At 56.9% G+C, this 21,607-nt stretch carries 19 protein-coding genes and 1 riboswitch; of the genes, 10 read left to right on the top strand and 9 right to left on the bottom strand.

The genetic code is table 11. From position 1 onward, the window contains the following. Positions 1–57: 57 nt before the first annotated feature. Positions 58–486, bottom strand: a complete 429-nt coding sequence (locus ABDW13_RS15250) for an organic hydroperoxide resistance protein (protein WP_343553411.1) — start codon at positions 484–486, stop codon at positions 58–60. Positions 487–587: 101 nt separating this feature from the next. Further along, positions 588–1,049, bottom strand: a complete 462-nt coding sequence (locus tag ABDW13_RS15245) for a MarR family transcriptional regulator (protein WP_343553410.1) — start codon at positions 1,047–1,049, stop codon at positions 588–590. Between the two features lie 62 nt (positions 1,050–1,111). Between ABDW13_RS15245 and ABDW13_RS15240 the strand changes: the two genes are divergently transcribed. Beyond that, positions 1,112–1,705, top strand: coding sequence for an HD domain-containing protein (locus ABDW13_RS15240; RefSeq protein ID WP_343553409.1), 594 nt, complete (start codon positions 1,112–1,114; stop codon positions 1,703–1,705). Between the two features lie 41 nt (positions 1,706–1,746). On the opposite strand, the gene ABDW13_RS15235 is transcribed toward ABDW13_RS15240, so the two are convergent. The 7 genes from ABDW13_RS15235 to ABDW13_RS15205 form a co-directional block, all read right to left on the bottom strand. Then, the gene (locus ABDW13_RS15235) at positions 1,747–2,043 is read right to left on the bottom strand and encodes an HTH-type transcriptional regulator (RefSeq protein WP_343553408.1); all 297 of its coding nucleotides are present in this window, start codon (positions 2,041–2,043) and stop codon (positions 1,747–1,749) included. A gap of 185 nt (positions 2,044–2,228) precedes the next feature. Then, positions 2,229–5,828 carry an urea carboxylase gene (uca, locus tag ABDW13_RS15230; protein WP_343553407.1) on the bottom strand — a complete coding sequence of 1,200 codons (3,600 nt, stop codon included), beginning with the start codon at positions 5,826–5,828 and terminating at the stop codon, positions 2,229–2,231. A 79-nt stretch (positions 5,829–5,907) separates the two neighbouring features. Next, positions 5,908–6,543, bottom strand: a complete 636-nt coding sequence (locus ABDW13_RS15225; protein ID WP_343553405.1) for an urea amidolyase associated protein UAAP2 — start codon at positions 6,541–6,543, stop codon at positions 5,908–5,910. Then, complete coding sequence (locus ABDW13_RS15220; RefSeq protein WP_343553404.1) at positions 6,543–7,250, bottom strand: urea amidolyase associated protein UAAP1; 708 nt, start codon at positions 7,248–7,250, stop codon at positions 6,543–6,545. Before ABDW13_RS15220 ends, ABDW13_RS15225 begins: the two co-directional genes overlap by 1 nt. Positions 7,251–7,260: 10 nt before the next feature. Beyond that, positions 7,261–8,007 carry an ABC transporter ATP-binding protein gene (locus tag ABDW13_RS15215; RefSeq protein ID WP_343553403.1) on the bottom strand — a complete coding sequence of 249 codons (747 nt, stop codon included), beginning with the start codon at positions 8,005–8,007 and terminating at the stop codon, positions 7,261–7,263. 10 nt (positions 8,008–8,017) lie between these two features. Continuing rightward, on the bottom strand, positions 8,018–8,830 hold the full coding sequence (locus tag ABDW13_RS15210; protein WP_343553402.1) for an ABC transporter permease subunit: 813 nt from the start codon (positions 8,828–8,830) through the stop codon (positions 8,018–8,020). A 14-nt stretch (positions 8,831–8,844) separates the two neighbouring features. Further along, the gene (locus ABDW13_RS15205) at positions 8,845–9,903 is read right to left on the bottom strand and encodes a putative urea ABC transporter substrate-binding protein (RefSeq protein WP_343553401.1); all 1,059 of its coding nucleotides are present in this window, start codon (positions 9,901–9,903) and stop codon (positions 8,845–8,847) included. A 63-nt stretch (positions 9,904–9,966) separates the two neighbouring features. Beyond that, positions 9,967–10,061, bottom strand: a riboswitch (guanidine-I (ykkC/yxkD leader). Positions 10,062–10,468: 407 nt separating this feature from the next. On the opposite strand from ABDW13_RS15205, the gene ABDW13_RS15200 reads away from it, so the two are divergent. The 9 genes from ABDW13_RS15200 (at position 10,469) to ABDW13_RS15160 (ending at position 21,529) form a co-directional block, all read left to right on the top strand. Continuing rightward, positions 10,469–11,191, top strand: a complete 723-nt coding sequence (locus ABDW13_RS15200) for a FadR/GntR family transcriptional regulator (protein ID WP_343553400.1) — start codon at positions 10,469–10,471, stop codon at positions 11,189–11,191. After that, a complete protein-coding gene (locus tag ABDW13_RS15195; protein ID WP_343553399.1) occupies positions 11,188–12,183 on the top strand; it encodes an ABC transporter ATP-binding protein in 996 nt (331 codons plus the stop codon). Before ABDW13_RS15200 ends, ABDW13_RS15195 begins: the two co-directional genes overlap by 4 nt. Continuing rightward, entirely contained in the window at positions 12,180–13,241 is a 1,062-nt protein-coding gene (locus tag ABDW13_RS15190) for an oligopeptide/dipeptide ABC transporter ATP-binding protein (protein WP_343553398.1), read from the top strand. Before ABDW13_RS15195 ends, ABDW13_RS15190 begins: the two co-directional genes overlap by 4 nt. 16 nt (positions 13,242–13,257) lie before the next feature. Further along, positions 13,258–14,775 carry an ABC transporter substrate-binding protein gene (locus tag ABDW13_RS15185; RefSeq protein ID WP_343553397.1) on the top strand — a complete coding sequence of 506 codons (1,518 nt, stop codon included), beginning with the start codon at positions 13,258–13,260 and terminating at the stop codon, positions 14,773–14,775. 17 nt (positions 14,776–14,792) lie between these two features. After that, on the top strand, positions 14,793–15,734 hold the full coding sequence (locus ABDW13_RS15180) for an ABC transporter permease (RefSeq protein WP_343553396.1): 942 nt from the start codon (positions 14,793–14,795) through the stop codon (positions 15,732–15,734). Between the two features lie 2 nt (positions 15,735–15,736). Then, positions 15,737–16,618, top strand: coding sequence for an ABC transporter permease (locus tag ABDW13_RS15175; protein WP_343553395.1), 882 nt, complete (start codon positions 15,737–15,739; stop codon positions 16,616–16,618). Positions 16,619–16,627: 9 nt separating this feature from the next. Continuing rightward, a complete protein-coding gene (locus ABDW13_RS15170) occupies positions 16,628–18,226 on the top strand; it encodes a gamma-glutamyltransferase family protein (protein ID WP_343553394.1) in 1,599 nt (532 codons plus the stop codon). Between the two features lie 183 nt (positions 18,227–18,409). Then, positions 18,410–19,123 (top strand): DUF3053 domain-containing protein, encoded by a 714-nt coding sequence (locus ABDW13_RS15165; RefSeq protein WP_343553393.1) that lies wholly within the window; start codon positions 18,410–18,412, stop codon positions 19,121–19,123. Between the two features lie 471 nt (positions 19,124–19,594). Beyond that, a complete protein-coding gene (locus ABDW13_RS15160) occupies positions 19,595–21,529 on the top strand; it encodes a PTS mannitol transporter subunit IICBA (protein WP_343553392.1) in 1,935 nt (644 codons plus the stop codon). The last annotated feature ends 78 nt before the right edge of the window (positions 21,530–21,607 follow it).

Below are 21,607 nucleotides of genomic sequence, written 5' to 3'. Positions count from 1 at the left end.
GGCTTACACCAACGCAAAAAGGCCCCAAATGGGGCCTTCTTCTATTATCAGCAACAATTAGTTGATGATGTTCAGCGTCACATCGATGTTGCCGCGCGTGGCGTTTGAGTACGGACAAACAATGTGTGCCGCATCAACCAGTTTCTGCGCTTCGGCTGCATCCATTGCTGGCAGATGGATATTCAGTTTGGCTTCAATACCGAAACCGTTAGGGATTGGGCCGATACCGACTTCGCCTTCAATCCACGCATCTTTTGGCATGGAAATCTTGTCGCGACCAGCAACAAACTTCATTGCGCCGAGGAAGCACGCCGAATAACCGGCAGCAAACAGCTGCTCTGGGTTGGTCACTTCGCCGCCCGCGCCGCCCATCTCTTTTGGCACGCCCAGTTTCACATCCAGCACGTTATCAGAAGAGGTAGCACGACCATCACGGCCGCCGGTAGCTTTGGCTTTTGCAGTATAAACAACTTGTTCTAAAGACATATTAACCTCGTTTATTCGCTATATAATCGCGCACTACTTATATGCGCAAACCGGAACTTCATTATGTTGGATGCCATAACAACAACATCCCAAACGCAGTACTAGGCGCGGTTCAAACTGTCGCGCAAATCGTCTAACTGACTTTTCAGTTGCGCCATCGCGCTTTCATCGCAGGCCGCCGCACACTGAATCGCTTCGGGGATGCTTTGCGCTTTCTCACGCAACGCGCGCCCTTGCTCTGTCAGCGTCACCACGACCTGACGCTCATCCTGGCGTGAACGATGGCGATGCAGCAAACCCGCCGCTTCCAACCGTTTTAGCAACGGCGTGAGCGTCGCCGAATCAAGAAAAAGTTGCTCACCAATCTCCGAAACCGTCACATCATCCTGTTGCCACAACACCAACATCACCAGATATTGTGGATAGGTAATCTCCAGCTGAGACAGCAGCTGGCGATAGACTTTGTGCATCGCGAGATTGGCGGAATAGAGCGCGAAACAGAGCTGTTGATCGAGCTGGAGTGGCGCCTGCTTCACTTTTTTGTCATCTTGATTACTGTTCATGGAACCAAATATAAATAGCGCGCTAGTTAATTGCAAGCAACTTTGTTCTGGGGGAGTGAAATATGCAGGATTCACTGGAAGAGCAAGCGCGCCGTTATGCCACGCAGGCGCACGCCGCTGCGGGTCAGCGCCGAAAATATACCGACGAGCCATACATTGTGCATCCAGCCGCCGTGGTCGAACTGGTGCGCAGCATCACCGACGATCCAGAAATGATTGCCGCCGCCTGGCTGCATGACACGGTGGAAGATACCGCCAGTACCATCGAAGATATCGAACGTCATTTTGGTCCGCGCGTGGCGGAACTGGTGGATATGCTCACCGACAGCGCGCAGCCCACCGCTAAAAATCGCGCCGCGCGTAAGCTGGCGCATTTCCGCCACACCGCCGCCGCATCGCCCGATGCACAAACCATCAAACTGGCCGACATCATTGATAACACCCGCGCCATCGTGCAGTTCGATGCCGATTTCGCCCGGATTTATCTGGTGGAGAAGCAGGTGCAGATTCAGCTGTTACGCGAAGGTGATGCGCATTTGTGGCAGCAGGCCGATCAAACAATCAAGCAAGGTTTGGCGCAGTTGGCGCAGCCGCCGCACAGCGTGCCGGAAAGTTGGTTTGTGAAGCAGGCAGCAAAGTATGGCGGCATAAATTAAAAAACCCGCCATTGGGCGGGTTCGAGAAGCAAACGCTGGAATTACTCCAGCAATTGGCGACCCAGGTACGGATTAGCTTGTAGCAGTTTCATCAGTTTACGCGCCGTAGCGGAAGGACGCGTGCGTTGCGCCTCCCAGCTTTTCACTGACGAAACGCTAACACCCATCACACGGGCGAATTCATCGACCTGCATACCGGTCATCTCGCGTAAACGCTGCGGCTCGGGAACTGTAGTTTGATTGAGCGAAATTTCTGATACGGATGGCTTAGCGTCACGTGTCAAAACAATCTGCTCAAGGCTGCTGAGCAACTCGACCATTGGATCTTTTATTTCCATAGAGAACTCCTTAAAAACTCACTATGAATCACGTGAAAGTAGAGAGGTAAGCGCCAGTCGGCGCTGAAACCGTAAGTTGCACACTGCACAAAGATGTCCGAGCAATGCAACAATAGTCCGGGTCTCTAAGTATGGGACAGATCCCCGGCTTTGCTGCCTGATTCGTGATTATTTTTTATTCTTACTTATGCCGCAGAAGGGTCGATCACCATAAGTAATTGTCCCGCCTGCACTTGCTGCCCGGCCTGGCGATAAAGGCTATGGATTTTTCCACTCACCGGCGCCACGATCGGGATTTCCATCTTCATTGATTCGAGAATGCCCACCGTGGCGCCCGCTTCAATGTCACTGCCTTCTGCCGCCAACCATTGCCACACGCTGCCCGCCACCTGGCTTTCAACACTGTGGTATCCGCTTGGCACTACCACTTCTTCACTGCTTTGCTCTTGCAATTGGCTATCGAAGGTAAATTGCCCTTCGGCGCGCCAGCGTGCCAGTTCGTGATCGAATGCCTGCTGGCGTTGTTGCTGGAAGGCATCGATTTCTGCGGCTTCGGCTGCCAACATCGCCTGATAATCGGCGAGGCGGAATTCGCCCTGCTCGACGCGCAACGGATAATCGCCCCACGGGAAACGCTCACGAATGTGCAGTAATTCGTCGGCATCTACCGGATAAAAACGGATCTGATCGAAGAAGCGCAGCAACCAAGGTTGGATAAACGCGGCGGTTGGACGATCACGATTCCACATCTGCATGGTGCGTCCGACAAACTGATAGCCGCCCGGCCCTTCCATGCCGTACACGCACATATAGGCGCCGCCGATGCCCACCGAGTTTTCTGCCGTCCAGGTGCGCGCCGGATTGTATTTGGTAGTGACTAAGCGATGGCGCGGATCGAGTGGCGTCGCCACTGGCGCACCGAGATAGACATCGCCCAGCCCCATCACTAAATACGACGCGCTGAACACAATCTCTTTCACCGCCTCAATGCTTTCCAGCCCGTTGATGCGGCGAATAAATTCGATATTGCTTGGGCACCACGGCGCGTTAGGTCGCACTGATTGGTCGTAACGCACAATCGCTTCCCGACAGGCTACGTCATCCCAACTCAACGGCAGCCATACGGTACGCGATGGCACCGCCGCGTCGGCTAAGCTACCCAACGCTAAATCAGCGTGCAAAATTTGCGCCAATAGCTCACTTCTTGCACATAGCTGCGCGTCATAATGGATTTGTAGCGAGCGAATGCCGGGCGTCAATTCCAGCTGTCCCGGCAGCGGATGCGCTTCCAGCCACTGCATCAACGCGTGCACGCGAAAGCGCAGGGCGATATCCAGCTGCAAATCACCATATTCTACCAGCAGGAAACGGTCGCCCGCCGCACGCACCGTGAGCGAAGGACGCGCTTCCATTGCCGCATGATGGTGCAACACCGGATCAATTAAAGGCAGCGCCGCGTTCACTGTAATCGGCTGACATTGCAGTTTAATGATCTCGTCATGCTGCGCTTGCGCCAGTTGATCGGCGGTGGCGAGATCGATCGGCAGGAACTGGATATGATCGCCGGCTTTGAGTTGACCAAGCTTCCACAGATCGGCCTGGATCACCGTCGCCGGGCAGACAAAGCCACCGAGCGAAGGGCCGTCCGGGCCGAGGATCACTGGCATATCGCCGGTAAAATCCACGGTACCAAAGGCGTAAGCATTGTCATGGATGTTTGAAGGATGCATGCCCGCTTCGCCGCCGTCGCTGCGCGCCCAGGTGGGTTTCGGGCCAATCAGGCGGATACCGGTGCGGCTGGAGTTGTAGTGCACTTGCCATTCAGCGGCAAAAAATTCCGCAATATCGTCTTCGGTGAAGAAGGTCGGCGCACCGTGCGGGCCGTAAATCACCCGCAACTGCCAGCAACCATTGAGTTGCGGCAGCAGTTCGTCGGGCAAACGGGCCGCACTCAATACTTGCGGCGCAGCCAAATGCAGCACATCGCCAGCGCGCAGCGCACGTCCGGCGTGGCCGCCAAATTTCCCCAAGGTAAAGGTGCTGCGACTGCCAAGATAGCGCGGCGTGTCCAGCCCGCCCGCCAGCAGCAAATAGCTGCGGCTGCCATCGTGCACCTCGCCCAACGTCAGCGTTTGCCCGGCTTGCGCGGTTAAACGCTGATTCATCGGCAAGCTTTGTTGATCGAGCAACGCATCAATCGGCGCGCCGGTTAGCACAAAGCTGCATGGCTGATTAAAGCGCAGCGTCGGGCCGCGCAAAGTGATCTCCAAACCGGCGGCGTTTGCATCGTTATCTAACAGCCGATTGCCGAGCTGAAATGCGCGACTGTCAAACGGTCCGGAAGGCGGCACGCCAACATGCCAATAACCGATGCGACCTGGCGCGTCCTGCACCGTGGTTAAGGTGCCGCCACTGAGAATATCCAGCGTCGGCGGCTGCCACTGCATGCTGCCGAGCGTAGCGGTGATGATGCGTGCTTGCTGCACTTCGGGCAGCAAGCACAACTGGCGCAGCCACAGCAGATTGGTTTCGATGCCATACAGTTCGGTGGCGTTCAGCGCCTGCATCATGCCGGTTAACGCGCTGGCACGATCGCTGGCGTGCACAATCACTTTTGCCAGCATCGGATCGTAAAACGGTGAAACCTCCATGCCGCTTTCTACGCTGCTATCGATGCGCAGCGTCGCCTGTTCCAGTGTCGCAGGAAATTGCACATGGCTAAGCAATCCGGCACTGGGCTGAAACTGTTTAGCCGGATCTTCCGCGTACACGCGCACCTGAATGGCGTGGCCTTGCGCGACAGGTTGTAAACTGGCGAGCGGCGGCAGCTGTTGCTGTGCCAGTTCCACCATCCAACGCACCAAATCCACGTCGTACACCATTTCGGTGACGCCGTGTTCCACCTGCAAACGGGTATTCACTTCAAGGAACCAGAACTGCTGGCTGGCATCGTCATAAACGTATTCCACCGTGCCGGCGCTGCGATAATTCACCGCACGCGCCAGTCGCACCGCCGTGGCCTGCAATTCTGCGCGCACCGCGTCACTCAAACCCGGCGCGGGCGTCTCTTCCAGCACCTTTTGATTGCGGCGCTGCGCCGAACAATCACGTTCACCCAGCGCGATCACCTCACCCGCGCCATCGCCAAAAATCTGCACTTCGATGTGACGCGCGCGGGCGATAAATTTCTCTAAAAACACGCCATCGTCGGCGAAATTGTTACCGGCTAAGCGTTTAACGCGGGTAAACGCAGCGCTCAATTGCTCAGCATCATCGCAGCGTTGCATGCCAATGCCGCCGCCGCCCGCCGTGCTTTTCAGCATCACCGGATAACCGATGTGTTCAGCCATCGCCTGCGCTTCGTCTAACGAAGCCAGCAAACCGCTGCCCGGCAATAAGGGCACAGCATTCTGTTCCGCCAGTGCGCGGGCGCGGTGTTTCAAGCCAAACGCCGCCATCTGCTCGGCGCTTGGGCCAAGAAAATGCACGCCAGCCGCTTCGCAGCGCGTCACAAATTCAGGATTCTCACTGAGAAATCCGTAGCCAGGATGAATGGCCTGCGCGCCACTCTGCGCGGCAATCTCCAGCAATTTATCCTGATTGAGATACGTGTCCCGCACTTGCCCGTCGCCCAGCGACCAGGCTTCATCCGCCAGCCGCACATGGCGCGCGTGGCGATCGGCTTCGGCATACACCGCAATCGCCCGAATATTCATGGCTTGCAGGGTACGAATAATGCGCACGGCAATCGCGCCACGGTTGGCAATTAATACGCGATCAATCATGACTGAATTCTCATATTGCGGCAGGTCGTCCTGCGTGGCATTGACGGCAAAAAACGGGTCGTCCCGTTGCGTCAGAAAATCACCACACGCTGACTAAAATCGGCGTTGGGTTGTAACCGTTGCAGGGATTGTTGAGCTGCGGGCAGTTGGAAATCAGCACCAGCACGTTCATCTGCGCCACCATCTCAACGTATTTCCCCGGCGCAGAAATGCCGTCGGCAAAGGTCAATCCGCCTTCATGCGTCACCGGCACATTCATGAAAAAGTTGATGTTATGGGTGATGTCGCGCCGCGTCAGGCCAAACTCTGGCTTCTCTGCCACCGCCAGCATCCAGCTGTCGCGGCACGAATGCATGTGGCGTTTTTCGAGGTCATAACGCACGGTATTGCTTTCGCAGGAGCAGGCGCCGCCCAGCGTATCGTGACGGCCGCAGGTATCGGCGGTGATGGTCAACATCGGGCGATCGGCGTTGGATCGCAGCACGCTGCCGGAAGTAAGAAACACATTGTTTTGGCCGCGCAGCGTGTCGCTCATGCTGTAGCGCTCGGCGGTGTCATCGGCGTTGAAGAACAAGGTATCGGCGGCTTGGTTGCCTTCAAGATCGGTGATGCGCAACGTCTGGCCGGCTTCGATGCGCTGCAACCAGTAATCACCGGCATCGATTTGCTGCTGCACGCGCGCTTCGGCGGGATCGAGCTGACTTTCGTTAATCATCACACTTCTCCTTGCAGTTGATACAACGCGTTATTGCGCAGACCGCGCTGATTTTCTTCGCGTTCGAGACAAATAGCGGGCAGCGGCGCGCGCTGCGCATCAATATTGATCTGCACCGGCTGGCGCGGATAATCGGCCGCCGCACTCAGCGGATGCGGGCAGGTGTGCAGCAGCACCAAGGTGTCCATCGCAAAACGCAAACGCACGCTGGCTCCCGCCGCGCCTTGACGTTCCAGCCGCAAAGTGCCGTTATCATCGGCGCGCACCTGCGCAAACAGATTGAGGCACGACGCCATATCACGCTGGCCAAGGCCATATTTCGCCAGCTCGACGAGGAAGCTGTCGTAGCCGTTTTGATGACGCTGATTGCGCGCTTGCTGGTAGTTGCTGGCACCAAAACGCGCGGCAGTTTGCTCAGCGTTCAAGGTGCCGCACACGCTTTCATGCCAGCCGAAGGTATCTTTTTCAATGCCGCAGAAAATGCGCCCCATATCGGAGTAGAGGCAATGTCCGGCGGTGAGACGAAAAGTGTGCTGGCACTTCAAGGTATCGGGCGCGTTGTAGCGCTCCAGCAGGTTTTCCGGGTTGTAAAACAGCATGCCGACATTCGCGCCACCTGCAACATCGGTAAGGGTCAGCGCGCTGCCGCTGCGCATCACCAATGACCAGTGCGCGCCGCTCGGTAAATGGGTTTGGTAGGAATTCATGGTTGCTCCTTTAAGCTACCAGCGGCTCGGATGGCTGTGCGCGATCCAGCGGCAGGTCGTAAGTGATAGTCGCGCCCCAGGCTTCAGGCGCGTGCGGATCGTGGCGCAGCTTGTCGAACACCAGCAGACGCGACGCGAGGCTAAATCCCTCTTTTAAATCGTGGGTGATCATGAAAATCGTCAAGTTGTGTTGCTGCCACAATGCAGTGATCAGTTGGTGCATTTCGCTGCGGATGCCGGGATCGAGCGCGCCGAACGGTTCGTCGAGCAGCAAAATGCGCGGCTGCTTCATTAACGCCTGCGCCAGCGCCAAACGTTGCTGCATGCCGCCGGAAAGCTGATGCGGATATTTGCTCTGCGCGTGCTCCAGGCCAACCTGCGCCAGCATGGCCTGTGCCCGCTGACGAATCGCCTGGCGTTTTTTGCCCCACACGCGGCCCAACCAACTCGCGCTGCTGAACTCATCGCCCAGCATCACGTTGCCCAGCACCGTTAAATGCGGGAACACTGAATAGCGCTGAAACACCACGCCACGATGCGCGTCCGGCTCGTCGGGAATCGGTTCGCCATCCAGCAGCAGTTGTCCTTTGGTCGGCGATTCGGTGCCCAGCAGCATGTTGAGAAAGGTGGTTTTGCCGCAGCCGGATGCCCCGACAATCGCCACAAATTCCCCCTCTTCCACTTCGATGTTGAGGCGCTCCAGCACCACTTGATCGCCATAATGCTTTTCGAGATTTTTCAGTTGCAGTAACGGCATGGCCCGCTCCTTATTTCGCGTGATACCACGGCCAGCAGCGACGGCTAATCAGCCGCAGCAGCAGGTCGAGCAGGAAAGCCAGCAGCGCGATCCACGCCACGTACGGCAGAATCACGTCCATCGCCAGATAACGCCGCATCAGGAAGATGCGATAGCCCAGCCCTTCGGTGGCGGCGATGGCTTCTGCCGCAATCAGGAACAGCCACGCCGACGCCAGCGACAATCGCACCGCATCAAACAAGCGCGGCATCAGCTGCGGCAGAATCACCCGCCACATGATCTGCGCGCTGTGGCCGCCGAGGGTTTGCGCCTTCACCAACTGCTCACGCGGGATTTTCTGCACCTGCAACTGCAAATCACGGGTAATCAGCGGCGTAATGCCGATAACAATCAGCACCACTTTTGACACTTCTCCCAGGCCAAAGCAGATAAACAGAATCGGCAGAATCGCCAGCGGCGGCACCAGCGCGAACAGCGTCACCAGCGGTGCCAGCACCGCACGTACTACCGGCAGCGCGCCGGTAAACAAACCCAACGCCAGCGCCAGCAATGCGCTGATCAACACGCCGCTGAGTAAACGCAGCAGGCTGGCGAAGGTGTCGCTCCACAGCAGATATTCGCCGGTGCGCGGGCTGGGCTGAAACGCCATGCGGCTGATGGCATCGCCCATCGCGTTAAATCCCGGCAATAACTTATCGGCGGCATTCAGGCTAAGACGCGCATCCGACGCGAACAGATAGGCCAGCAGCACCGCCAGCAGCGGCAGCAGGCCGAGCAGCAAACGCCCCAGCGGCAGCGGTTGGTAGTTGATCAACTTACGCATCGGCATCGCCTCGCTTACAGCTGCCCGTCGGCGGCCAGTTTGGTGTACTCATCGGTGAAGCGCAGTTTGAGGTTATCGGCGTTGCCCCAATTCCCGGCAGGCGTCTCCACGCCAACCACATCAGCGCTCGGCGCGCCCTCGCCCAGCAAACCGTGCTTGAACGAGAACTCAGCAACCATCTGCATGGTGGCTTTCAGTTGTGGACTATCAACGAAATCGAGGGTGGTTTTGGCATCGCTAAACAGATGTGTGGCGGCAAGCTGCTGATCGAAGCCCGCCAGATCGGTGCCGGATGCCTGCGCCATTTGTGTGCGTGCCGCCTTGGCGCTGTCAGTTGGGCCAGACATGGTTTTCAGCGTTTCATACCATGCGCCGGTCAGCGCTTTGCCGAGCTGTGGATACTTTTTCAGCGTGGCGGTATTCACCACCAACAGGTCGAGGATTTCGCCCGGAATCTGCGCGGAGGAGAAAATCAGATGGCTGTTTGGCTGCTTCTCGGCTTCGGCTAACAGCGGGTTCCAGGTCACGATGGAGTGCACATCCTCGGTGCCAAACGCTGCGACTAAATCCGCATCGGCGGTGTTCACCACTTTGACGTCTTTCTCGCTCATGCCGGATTTCTCCAGCGCGCGCGCCAGCAGGTAATGCGAAACCGAAAGCTCGACCAGATTGATCGGTTTGCCCTTCAGCGCCGAGATGTTGCCTGCGCCTTTCAGCAAAATTCCGTCGTTGCCGTTGGAGTAATCGCCGACGATCAGCGCGGTGCTATCGACGCCGCCGGTAGCCGGAATGGTCAGCGCATCCATGTTGGTCATGGTGCAACCGTCAAAACCGCCCGCGGTGTATTGATTCACCGATTCGATGTAGTCATTGACCTGCACGAACTGGATGTCGATGCCGTATTTGTCGGCCCATTTTTTGACGATGCCGCTTTGCTGCGCGTAATCCCACGGCATCCAGCCCGCGTAAATTGACCAGCAAATCTTGAAGGAGGGTTTGTCGGCGGCCAGCGTGTTGACGCTGAACAGCGCGAGGGAGCAAAGCAACAGCAGGCGGAGGCAGGCTTTCATCATGATGATTCCTCTGGCGTTAACGGGCGAAAAAATAGCAGGAGGCGGCGAGCAACGATCTCGCTTTCCTCCCGGGCTTTTTTCCCGCCGTGTAACCGTCAGAGGACGGTCGGTCACTCTCGGACCAGCATCTTTCGATCGGAACCCTAGTGACCCATTGCAAATTGTCTGGCGACGTCGGTTGCCCGCTATCGCTCCTGCATCTGCGTTAACACATACAAAATAGATGCCAATGTTATATCCGCATGAAAAACATCAACTATTTTCGGAACGCTCATCGACAAGTTACCGCTATTGCACAGATAAGCAGCGTGCGCGCACCACCGTGAAGCAGCGCGTGGTGGCGGAAGTTGACACGGCTCGCAATTCTTAACTGGCACTGAAAAAACTTTTACTTAGCGATCATGAGGTTATTACACATTCATGACAGCCCAATCCGAACCAATTAAATATTGGTTCACTTCTTGCCTACGCTAAGAAAGCGGCCGCATGCGCCTTTCATTAGGAAAAGTGCTGGATACGCGGCGATTACCGATCTTTTTCTGATGCATAAACAGGCGAACCAATCATGAATGACACGCCAGAAACCAGCCGCAACTCCAGCACAGCGCTTGAGCAGCTGCGCCAGCTGATTCAGCAGCAGGAGCACACGCCCGATCGCGCGCTGCCGACCGAGCGTGAATTAGCCGAGCGCTTTGGCGTCGGTCGTCGTGAAATCCGCCGTGCGTTGGATGTGCTGGAAGAAGAGGGCCGCATCTGGCGCAAACAAGGCAAAGGCACCTTTGTTGGTCCGGCCGCGCCGGTGCAACCGCTGGTGCTACAGGATTTGCCGCAGCAATCGAATCTACTCGAAGTGATGGAAGCGCGTTTGCAGCTGGAGCCGGGGCTGGCAAGTCTTGCCGCCCTGCGCGCCACCAAAGAGCAGATCGCGCTGATGAAGCGTCTGCTGGAACGCATGCACGGCATTACCGCGCCGGAAGATGGCGATCAGCATGAATTATGGGACAGCGCCTTTCACCGCGCCATCGCCGAGGCGGCGGGTAATCGTCTGATGCTGGGCCTGTTTGATGCGATTGATGCGGTGCGCCGCGATCCCGGCTGGCAGCATTTTCGCGTGCAGGCGCGCACTCCGGCGCGCCTCGATATCTACGACGACCATCATCAGCGCTTGGTGAATCACATCGCCCAGCGTCAACCACATGAAGCGGCAGCGGCGATGCGCGAACACTTGCTGACGCTGCAACAGGCGCTGATGGAAACCCTGTATTCCCACCGTGAGGAGATGCCATGAGTGCCCATCCTGTTTTATCGCTGCGCAATCTGCGCGTGCAGTTTCGCGGTTCACCCGTCACGGTGCTGGATGATATTTCTCTGGTGCTGCATGCCGGCGAAACGCTGGCGCTGGTGGGCGAATCGGGCTGTGGCAAAAGCATTACCTCATTGACTTTAATGGGTTTGCAGCCGGACAGCGCACAAATCTTGCAGGGCGAAATGCAGTTTGATGGCCGCGATCTGCGTCAACTCAGCAGCGACGACTATGCCAGTTTGCGCGGTAATCAGCTGGCGATGATTTTTCAGGAACCGATGACCTCGCTCAATCCGGCTTTTACCTTGGGCGATCAGCTCAGTGAAGCGGTGATGCGCCATCGTAAAGTCAACAAGCGCCAGGCGATGGCAGCAGCATTGGCGATTCTGCAAAAAGTACAAATCCCGGCGCCAGAACTGCGCTTAAAAGCCTATCCGCATCAACTTTCTGGCGGCATGCGGCAACGCGTGATGATTGCGATGGCGTTGATCAACCAGCCAAAACTGTTGATTGCCGACGAACCGACTACCGCACTCGACGTCACCATCCAGGCGCAGATTCTGGCGCTGCTTAACACGCTAAAACAGGAAACCGGTACTGCGGTGCTGATGATTACCCACGACCTCGGCGTGGTGGCAGAAGTGGCGCAGCGCGTAGCGGTGATGTACGCCGGGCAAGTGGTGGAGAGTGGCAGCGTTGAGCGCATTTTCAACGATCCACAACATCCTTACACCATTGGTTTGATGGGATCGATTCCCAGCCTCAGCGCCCGTGAAGGCGCGCTGGCGACCATTCCCGGCCAGGTGCCGCTGCCAGAAAACATGCCCGCCGGTTGCCGCTTCGCCACCCGTTGTCCGTTCGCCGAAACGCGCTGCCATCATAGCCGCCCAACGCTGCGCGCGCTGGCGAACGATCATCAGGTCGCCTGTTTTCGCGCGCCATTAGAACAACACGTCACGCTGGGAGAGATTGCATGAAGCCGATTTTAGAGTGCCGCGATTTAAGCAAAACCTTCTCCGGCGGCAATCGCCTGTTCAGCCGCAATCGCGGCGTGACGGCGGTGGATCGCGTCTCGTTGCAGGTGATGCCTGGCGAAACGCTGGCGATTGTTGGCGAATCCGGTTCCGGTAAATCCACGCTTGGCCGTTTGCTGCTGCGTTTACTGGCCGCCAGCGCCGGTGACGTATTTTATCAGGGCGAAAGCATCACCGATGCCAGCGGCGCGCGGCTCAATCAGCTGCGGCGTGAATTGCAGATCATCTTTCAGGACCCGTTTGCTTCCCTCAATCCGCGCATGACGGTGCAACAAATTGTCGGCGAGCCGCTGTGGCTGCACGAAAAAATGCGCCGCGATCAGCGCCATGCGCGCGTGGCGGAACTGCTGCGCACCGTGGGTTTGCCTGCGGCGTGGGCGGAACGTTATCCGCACGAGTTTTCCGGCGGTCAACGCCAGCGCATTGGCATCGCCCGCGCGTTGGCATCACGGCCGAAATTATTGCTCGGCGATGAGCCGGTTTCGGCGCTGGATGTGTCGGTGCAGGCGCAAGTGGTCAACTTGCTGGAGAACCTGAAGCAGCAGTTTGGCCTGACGATGATCATCGTGGCGCACGGTTTGGCGGTGATCCGCCATATGAGCGATCGCGTGGCGGTGATGTATCTCGGCCAGATTGTTGAACTGGCGAGCGTCGATGAGATTTTCGATGCGCCGCTGCATCCGTATACCCAAGCGCTGATCGCTTCCGCGCCGCAAATGCAGCCTGGCGCCAATCGCACCATTCCGATGTTGCAGGGCGACTTGCCGAATCCGGCCAATCCGCCGAGCGGCTGCCGCTTTCACACCCGTTGTCCGTACGCCAACGCAGAATGCCGCCAGTTTGAGCCGATCAATCAGGTGCTGAGCGGTGGCCGTCAAATTGCCTGCCATCGCTGGCAGGAGATTAATCGCGATCGCAGCGTCATCACTCTTGCGCCGCCTTCCGCCGCCTTTTTACGTCGCCGCGCCCTGTTTGAGCAGGCGGTGAATCAGCAAGCCTAACCTCTGGAGATACACCGTGAAGCAAGCTCGTCATACGTTATTAACCGCCCTCAGCGGCCTGTTATTGCTCGGTGCTAGTGCACACAGTCAGGCTGATAGCGTGATTCGCATCGGTTTGGGCGCCGATCCCGATATGCTCGATCCGCATCTGGCGCGCACCTACTACGGCCGCTTTGTGTTTGCGGCGATGTGCGATCGTCTGGTCGATGTTGATCAAAATCTCAAAGTGATCCCGGGCCTCGCCACCGATTGGGCGTGGAGTGACGACGGCAAAACGCTGACCATGAATCTGCGTAGCGGCGTGACCTTCCACGACGGTGAAAAATTTGATGCAGAAGCGGTGAAATTCAACATTGAGCGCGCGCTGACGCTGCCGGGTTCGCTGCGTAAGAGTGAGATATCTTCAATTGAGAGCGTCGAAGTCAGCGGGCCGATGCAGGTGAAATTCCACCTGAAAAACCCGGATGCGGCGCTGCTTAGCCAGTTAACCGATCGCGCGGGTGCGATGCTGGCACCAGAAGCGGCGAAGAAGCCTAATTTCGCCGCCCATCCGGTGTGTTCCGGTCCGTATCAATTTGACAGCCGCGTGCAGCAGGATCGCATCGTGCTGAAGCGCTATGAAAACTACTGGAACAAAGGCGCGTACCACTTCGACAAAGTGATTTTCCTGCCGATTCCTGATGCGTCAGTACGCCTGGCGAACCTGCGCGCGGGCGATCTCGATCTCACCGAAGGCGTGGCCGCCAGCGATGTGAAAACCGTGGAAAGCGACAGCAAGCTGGCGCTGGCGAAAGTCACCGGCCTCGGTTATCAAGGCATCACCTTCAACATCAACAACGGCAAAGTGGACGCCAACAGCCCGCTGAAAGATGCACGCGTGCGTGAAGCCTTCTCGCTGGCAATCGATCGCGATGCGCTGAATCAGGTGGCGTTTGAAGGTTTGTACACGCCCGCCAATCAGGCGTTCTCGCCGGTTAGCCCGTATCACGTCAACACGCCGATTGCCGCGCGCGATGTGGAAAAAGCGAAAGCATTGTTGAAGGCCGCTGGCGTGACCACGCCGCTCAATCTGACGCTGCTGGTGAGCAACAACCCCACTTCGCAGCAAGTCGGCCAGGTGATTCAGGCGATGGTCGGCGAAGCAGGCTTCAACCTCAATCTGCAAATGAGCGAGTTCGCCACGCTGCTGGATCGTCAGCAACGCGGTGATTACCAACTCAGCTTGTCGGGTTGGTCTGGTCGTCCTGATCCGGATGGCAGCATCTACTCATTTATCAACAGCAAAGGCACGCTCAACGATGGGCGCTACAACAATCCACAAGTGGATGAGTGGCTGAATGCCGCACGTTTGACTAACGATCAGGCGCAGCGCCAGGCGTTGTACAGCAAAGTGGTGAATCAGCTGCAAAGCGATATGCCGATTGCTTACCTCTACTTTGAGCCGCGCATTTTCGGCATGTCGAAAAAATTGCAGGGCTTTAAAGCCTGGCCGGACGGATTGGTGCGTTTGGCTGGCGTGAGTCTGGCGCAGTAAACCGCTAAGGAGCGAGGATGCTGGAACTGATTGTAAAACGGCTGCTGCTGGCGATTCCGACGCTGTTGCTGGTGAGCATTATGGTGTTCGCGCTGCAAAAGCTGCTGCCGGGCGATCCGGTACTGGCGATGGCGGGCGAGGAGCGTGATCCAGCGGTCATCGCCCAGCTGCGCGCCGAATACCACCTGGATGATCCGATTCCCACGCAATATTTTTCGTGGATTGGTAACGCGCTGACCGGCGATCTCGGCATGTCGCTGCGCACCAAAGAGCCGGTGACGTCGCTGATCGCCAGCAAATTGCCGGTGACGCTGGAGTTGTCGTTGCTGGCGATGATTATCGCGCTGGTGATCGGCATCAGCATGGGGATTATCGCCGCGGTGCGCAAAGACAGTTGGGTCGATCACACCACCAACTTTGTTGCGCTTTCCGGGATTTCAGTGCCTCACTTCTGGCTTGGTATTCTGCTGATTCTGCTGTTTTCGGTGCATCTGCAATGGTTGCCGGCATCGGGATTTGTGCCAATCAGTGAAGACGTGGCGCAGAACCTGAAAACGCTGTTGCTGCCCGCGCTGGTGCTCGGCACGGGATTGGCCGCCACGCTGATGCGCCATACGCGCGCCTCGATGATTTCGGTGCTGAAGGCCGATTACATCCGCACCGCGCGCGCCAAAGGTTTGCTGAGCGGCAAAGTGGTGCTCAAGCATGCGTTTCGCAATGCGCTGATGCCAATCGTCACGCTGACCACGCTGCTGTTTGGTGAATTGCTAGGCGGCGCGGTGTTAACCGAACAGGTTTTCACCCTGCCCGGCTTCGGCAAGATGATTGTCGATGCGGTGTTTAACCGTGATTACGCCGTGGTGCAAGGCGTGGTGTTGGTGGTAGCGATTGGCTTCCTGCTGCTCAACCTGCTGGCCGACGTGTTGTATCTGTTAATCAACCCGAAAATGCGAGGCTAATCATGAGCGAAGTGTTAACGGCTGGCGCGCTGCCCGTGGCGGCCAAGCCCAATCGCCGGGTGTTGAAAAAGTTTCTGCGTAATAAAAGTGCGTTAATTGGTGCGGTGATCGTGCTGCTGTTTGTCGCGGTGGCGTTACTGGCTCCGTGGCTGGCGCCGTTTGATCCGATCAAAGCTAATTTCCTCGCAGTGCGCAAAGCGCCGTCAGTGCTGCACTGGTTCGGCACCGATGAACTGGGACGCGATATTTTGTCGCGTCTGGTTTGGGGCGCACGCACCTCGCTGCTGGCGGGCTGTATTTCGGTGATGATCGCCATTCTGATCGGCGTGCCGCTTGGGTTGATTGCCGGTTACTGGCAAGGCTGGTGCGACGGCATTATTTCGCGCTTTATTGAAGCCTTGCTGGCCTGCCCATTCCTGATTCTGGCGATTGCGCTCGGCGCGTTTCTCGGCCCAAGCCTGTCGAATGCAATGATTGCGATTGGTTTATCCGCCATGCCGATTTTCGCTCGTCTAACGCGCGGCCAGGTGATCGCCATTCGCCATGAAGAGTACATCGATGGCGCGCGCGCAATCGGGTTGCCCGATCGCTGGATCATCCTGCGTTACGTGCTGCCGAATGTACTGTCGCCGATTCTGGTGCAGGCCACGCTGGCGATTGCTTCCGCCATCATCACCGAAGCCAGCCTCTCTTTCCTCGGCCTCGGCCAGCAACCGCCTTCGCCTTCATGGGGCGCAATGCTGAACACCGCCAAAGGCTTTCTCGAACAGGCACCGTGGATGTCGATTTTCCCCGGTCTGGCAATTTTTCTTACCGTGCAGGGCTTCAACCTGCTGGGCGACGGCTTGCGCGATGCGCTCGATCCGCGCAATGACTCACATTAAGGAACCCTCATGAGTGAACTGGATTTTAACGTCAGCTATGCCTCACACCGCGTGCCAATGATGGGACACAATGCGGTCGCCACCTCTCAGCCGCTGGCGGCGCAGGCCGGGATTCGCATGCTGCAACAGGGCGGCAATGCGGTGGATGCAGCGATTGCCAGCGCCATGGCGTTAACCGTGCTGGAACCTACCGGCAACGGTATCGGCAGCGATGCATTTGCGATTATCTGGGACGGCAAACAGTTGCACGGTTTGAATGCCTCTGGCCGTTCACCAGCAGCGTGGAACCCAGAACGCTTTGCCGGATTGGAGGCTATGCCGGAAATCGGCTGGGAAGCGGTGACCGTGCCGGGCGCGGTTTCTGCGTGGGTAGAATTGGCTGAACGTTTCGGCACGCTGCCGCTCACTACGCTGGCGCAACCGGCGATTGAGTATGCGCGCGACGGTTTCCCGGTTTCGCCACTGATTGGGCATTTGTGGCAACGTGGCTACAACAAGCTGAAAGATCAGCCGGGTTTCACCGCCTGTTTCGCACCGGAAGGCCGTCCGCCGCGTGCCGGTGAGCTGTACCGCAATCCGGCGCAGGCGGCCACTTTGCAGAAAATCGCTGAAACCCGTGGCGAAGCGTTTTATCACGGCGAGTTGGCAGAGAAGATCGTGGCGTTTGCCCAGCAACACGGTTCGGCGCTGAGTCTCGACGACATGAAAAATCACCGTGCCGATTGGGTGGAACTGTTATCGCGTCCGTTCGCTGGCGGTTCAGTGCAGGAGTTGCCGCCGAATGGTCAGGGCATCGCCACGCTGATTGCGCTCGGCATTCTGGAGCAATGGGATATCGGTCGCTATGAGCCAGATTCGGTGCCTTGGTTGCACCTGTCGTTCGAGGCGATGAAGCTGGCGCTGGTTGATCTGGAACGCTACGTTACCGATGCCGATCATCTGGAATTCCCAGCGGAATTGCTGTTGAGCGATGAGTATCTCAAGCAACGCGCGCAGTTGATTAATCCCGATCAGGCCGGCGATTTCACCTTTGGTTCGCCCAAACAGAGCGGCACGGTTTATCTCTCCACCGCCGATGCCAGCGGCATGATGGTTTCCTTTATACAGTCGAACTACATGGGCTTTGGTTCTGGCGTGGTGGTGCCAGAAACCGGCATCAGTTTGCAGAATCGCGGCTGCGGTTTCTCGCTCGATCCGCAACATCCCAACGTGGTGGCAGGCGGCAAACGTCCGTTCCACACCATCATTCCTGCCTTTGCGTTGGATGGTGAAGGCCAACCGCTGATGTCGTTTGGTGTGATGGGCGGCCCGATGCAGGCGCAGGGACATCTGCAAATGGCATTGCGCGTGATGCTGCATAAACAGAATCCGCAGGCAGCAATCGATGCGCCGCGCTGGCGCGTGGTGCAAGGGCGCGAAGTGGTGGTTGAGCCTGGCATTGACCGCAATGTGTTGGCGAAGCTGCGCGAAATGGGGCATCACATCACGCTGGAAGATCCGCTGCTCGGCTATAACTTCGGCGGCGCGCAGGCGATTGTGCGCGATCCGCAAGGTTTCTATATCGCTGCTACCGAAAGCCGCAAAGATGGGCAGGCGCTGGTGTATTAATTATCGCTTTGTGGCGGTCACCATAAATGGCGACCCTATAAAACCAGCAATTTCCACGTATGGTGCGCATTAATGCGCACCATGCTTAGCGCTCCCGTTGTACAGCTCATGCCATTGCACTATTCTTTAGGACCTTTCTCACCGAATCGAATAGTGCCATTTTGTCACGACAGGAGTTGAAACATGGCGTCAGGAATTAACCGCATCTGGATGCGTATTGGGATGCTGATGGTTGGCACACTCATTGTGCTGCAACTCACTGCCTGCGGCGACAAAGAAGGCGATCAGCGTAAAGCGTTTAGCGATTTCCTTCAGAACACCGTGATGCGCAGCGGCGAACATCTGCCAAGCCTGAGTGAAAACCAGAAACAGACCTTCGGTAACTACGCTAGCGATTACGCCATCCTGTATAGCTTCTCACAGCAGGCTAATCAGGCAATTGAACAAGGTATGCGTCCGGTAGTGGACGAACTGGCGGCGATTCATGTGCCACAAGATTATCTCACCCGTCGTGACAGTTTGCGCCAGGCCAGCGGCAATCTGAATGTGCTGACTCAGCAGATTCAAAGCGCCAAAATGCAGGCCGACAGCAGCAAGGCCACGCTGAAGCAGCCAGACGATCTGAAGAAAGTGTATGACGCGGCATATACCAAAGTGGTGACGCAGCCAGCCGGTACGCTGATTCCACTGTTGCCACAATTGCAGGCGCTGAGCCAGGCGGCGGTGCAAACCGGCGATTATCTGCAATCGCAGGGTTCACGTGTGAGCTTTAACGACAGCGGCGTGCAGTTCCCGACTCAGGATCAAGCGACGCAGTACAACACGCTGATGAGTAATCTTTCCAGCAATGCACAAGCGCTGACGCAAGCGCAGAATGCGGTACAAGGCGGATTGTAAAATCCCCGGTGAAATTGCATTAGCAGGCGGCCAAATGGCCGCCTTTTTCATTCTGCCATGTGCCCGCCGCTTTTCAGATTTTCGTCACTTCCTTACAACGTCCTTTTCTGCATCGCCATTGTGTGATCTGGCGCATTTATGACCACAAATTGTTTGTGATCAACATCACATTTATGGAACAAACCCGCAACGTTGAAAGGTGACTTAAGTCACATTCATCGCCTTGATTTGCTTAAAAATTCGTCATCGTTGCTTTCTTACAGTGATTTTTTGTGATCAGCGTCACTTTATCGCCCCCCTACCACCCCGAATTAGCGTGATCTGCATCACACTTAGCCAGTGCTCTACGCAGCGTAATAAACTAGTGCTAGAGTCCGCGTGCATACAGTAATGCCACGGCCCCCGCCGTAACGTTCAAACAAAAACAAACGCGCTCTCTTATTGCGGCGCGTCTCAATAAGGGGTGGGTTTATGTCCTCATCAGTAAAGGTCAAGGTTCAGAGCTTTGGTCGCTTTCTGAGTAATATGGTGATGCCTAACATCGGTGCGTTTATCGCCTGGGGTATCATCACTGCGCTGTTCATCCCAACCGGATGGATTCCAAACGAAACGCTGGCGAAACTCGTCGGCCCAATGATCACTTATCTGCTGCCACTGCTGATTGGTTTCACCGGTGGACGTCTGGTAGGCGGCGACCGCGGTGGCGTGGTCGGAGCGATCACCACCATGGGCGTGATCGTCGGCGCCGATATGCCGATGTTCCTCGGCTCAATGATTGCGGGCCCTCTAGGCGGCTGGGCGATCAAATCTTTTGACCGCGTTGTTGATGGTAAGATCAAAAGCGGCTTCGAGATGCTGGTTAACAACTTCTCAGCCGGTATCATCGGTATGCTGTTGGCGCTGCTGGCGTTCCTGGCAATCGGTCCATTGGTTGAAGGTCTATCACACATTCTCGCCGCTGGCGTGAATCTGATGGTGCAGAACAACCTGCTGCCGCTGACGTCGATCTTTGTTGAACCGGCGAAAATCCTGTTCCTCAATAACGCCATCAACCACGGTATCTTCTCTCCACTGGGCATCCAGCAGGCGAGCGAAGCGGGTAAATCCATCTTCTTCCTGATTGAAGCTAACCCAGGTCCAGGTATGGGCGTGCTGGTTGCCTACATGATGTTTGGTCGCGGTAGCGCTAAACAATCTGCTGGCGGCGCCGCGATCATCCACTTCCTTGGTGGTATCCACGAAATTTACTTCCCGTACGTGTTGATGGCGCCACGCTTGCTGCTGGCAGTTATCCTCGGCGGTATGACTGGCGTGTTCACCTTGACGCTGTTGAACGGCGGTCTGGTATCTCCAGCTTCTCCGGGTTCTATCCTGGCAGTGCTGGCGATGACGCCAAAAGGTGCTTACTTCGCTAACATCGCGGCAATTATCGCGGCATTTGCGGTCTCCTTCGTGGTCTCTTCAATCCTGCTGAAAACCAGCAAAGTGAAAGAAGATGACGATATCGAAGCGGCAACGCAGCGCATGAAAGACATGAAAGCGCAGTCGAAAGGGCAGGCCGTTGCCGGTTCTCCGGTTGCGGGCGACGCAAACAGCGTTGATGTGGCTCATGTACGTAAAATCATCGTCGCTTGTGATGCCGGTATGGGTTCAAGTGCCATGGGTGCGGGCGTGCTGCGTAAGAAAGTGCAGGATGCCGGTCTGAGCAACATTTCCGTCACCAACAGCGCGATTAACTCACTGCCAGGCGACGTCGATTTGGTGATTACTCACCGCGATCTGACCGAACGTGCGATGCGTCAGGCACCGCAGGCGCAGCATATTTCGCTGAACAACTTCCTTGATAGCGCGCTGTACAGCAATCTGACCGAACGTTTAGTGGCGGCCAACCGCAGCGAAACGCATCGCGAAACCGTACAGACTACGCTGGCTGACAGCTACGACGAAGGCAACGCGCACCTGTTCAAACTGGGTGCAGACAACGTCTTCCTCGGTCTGAGCGCCAGCAACAAAGAGCAAGCGATTCGCTTTGCCGGTGAGCAACTGGTGAAAGGCGGCTACGTGCAGCCGGAATACGTTGAAGCAATGCTGGAACGTGAAAAGCTGACGCCAACCTACCTCGGCGAGTCTATCGCAGTGCCACACGGTACGGTTGAAGCGAAAGATCGCGTGCTGAAAACTGGCGTGGTGTTCTGCCAATATCCAGCGGGCGTGCAGTTTGGTGAAGAAGCTGAAGATGTGGCGCGTCTGGTTATCGGTATCGCCGCACGCAACAACGAACACATCCAGGTAATTACCAGCCTGACTAACGCGCTGGACGATGACAGCGTGATTGAGAAGCTGGCAAACACCACCAGCGTGCAGGACGTGTTGGATCTGCTGTCTGGCAGCACCGTCAAAGCGTAATTCCAGGTTTTACCTTCCCGGGGGCGGGCAAGCCCGTCCCATTTTTCGGGGCGGATTTGCCCGCCCTTTCGTCATTTG

The sequence above is a fragment of the Pantoea sp. genome (assembly GCF_039594315.1).
Classification (GTDB): Bacteria; Pseudomonadota; Gammaproteobacteria; order Enterobacterales; family Enterobacteriaceae; genus Pantoea.
The sequence above is the reverse complement of the archived record's forward strand: the minus strand, read 5'-3'. Positions and strand labels throughout refer to the sequence as shown.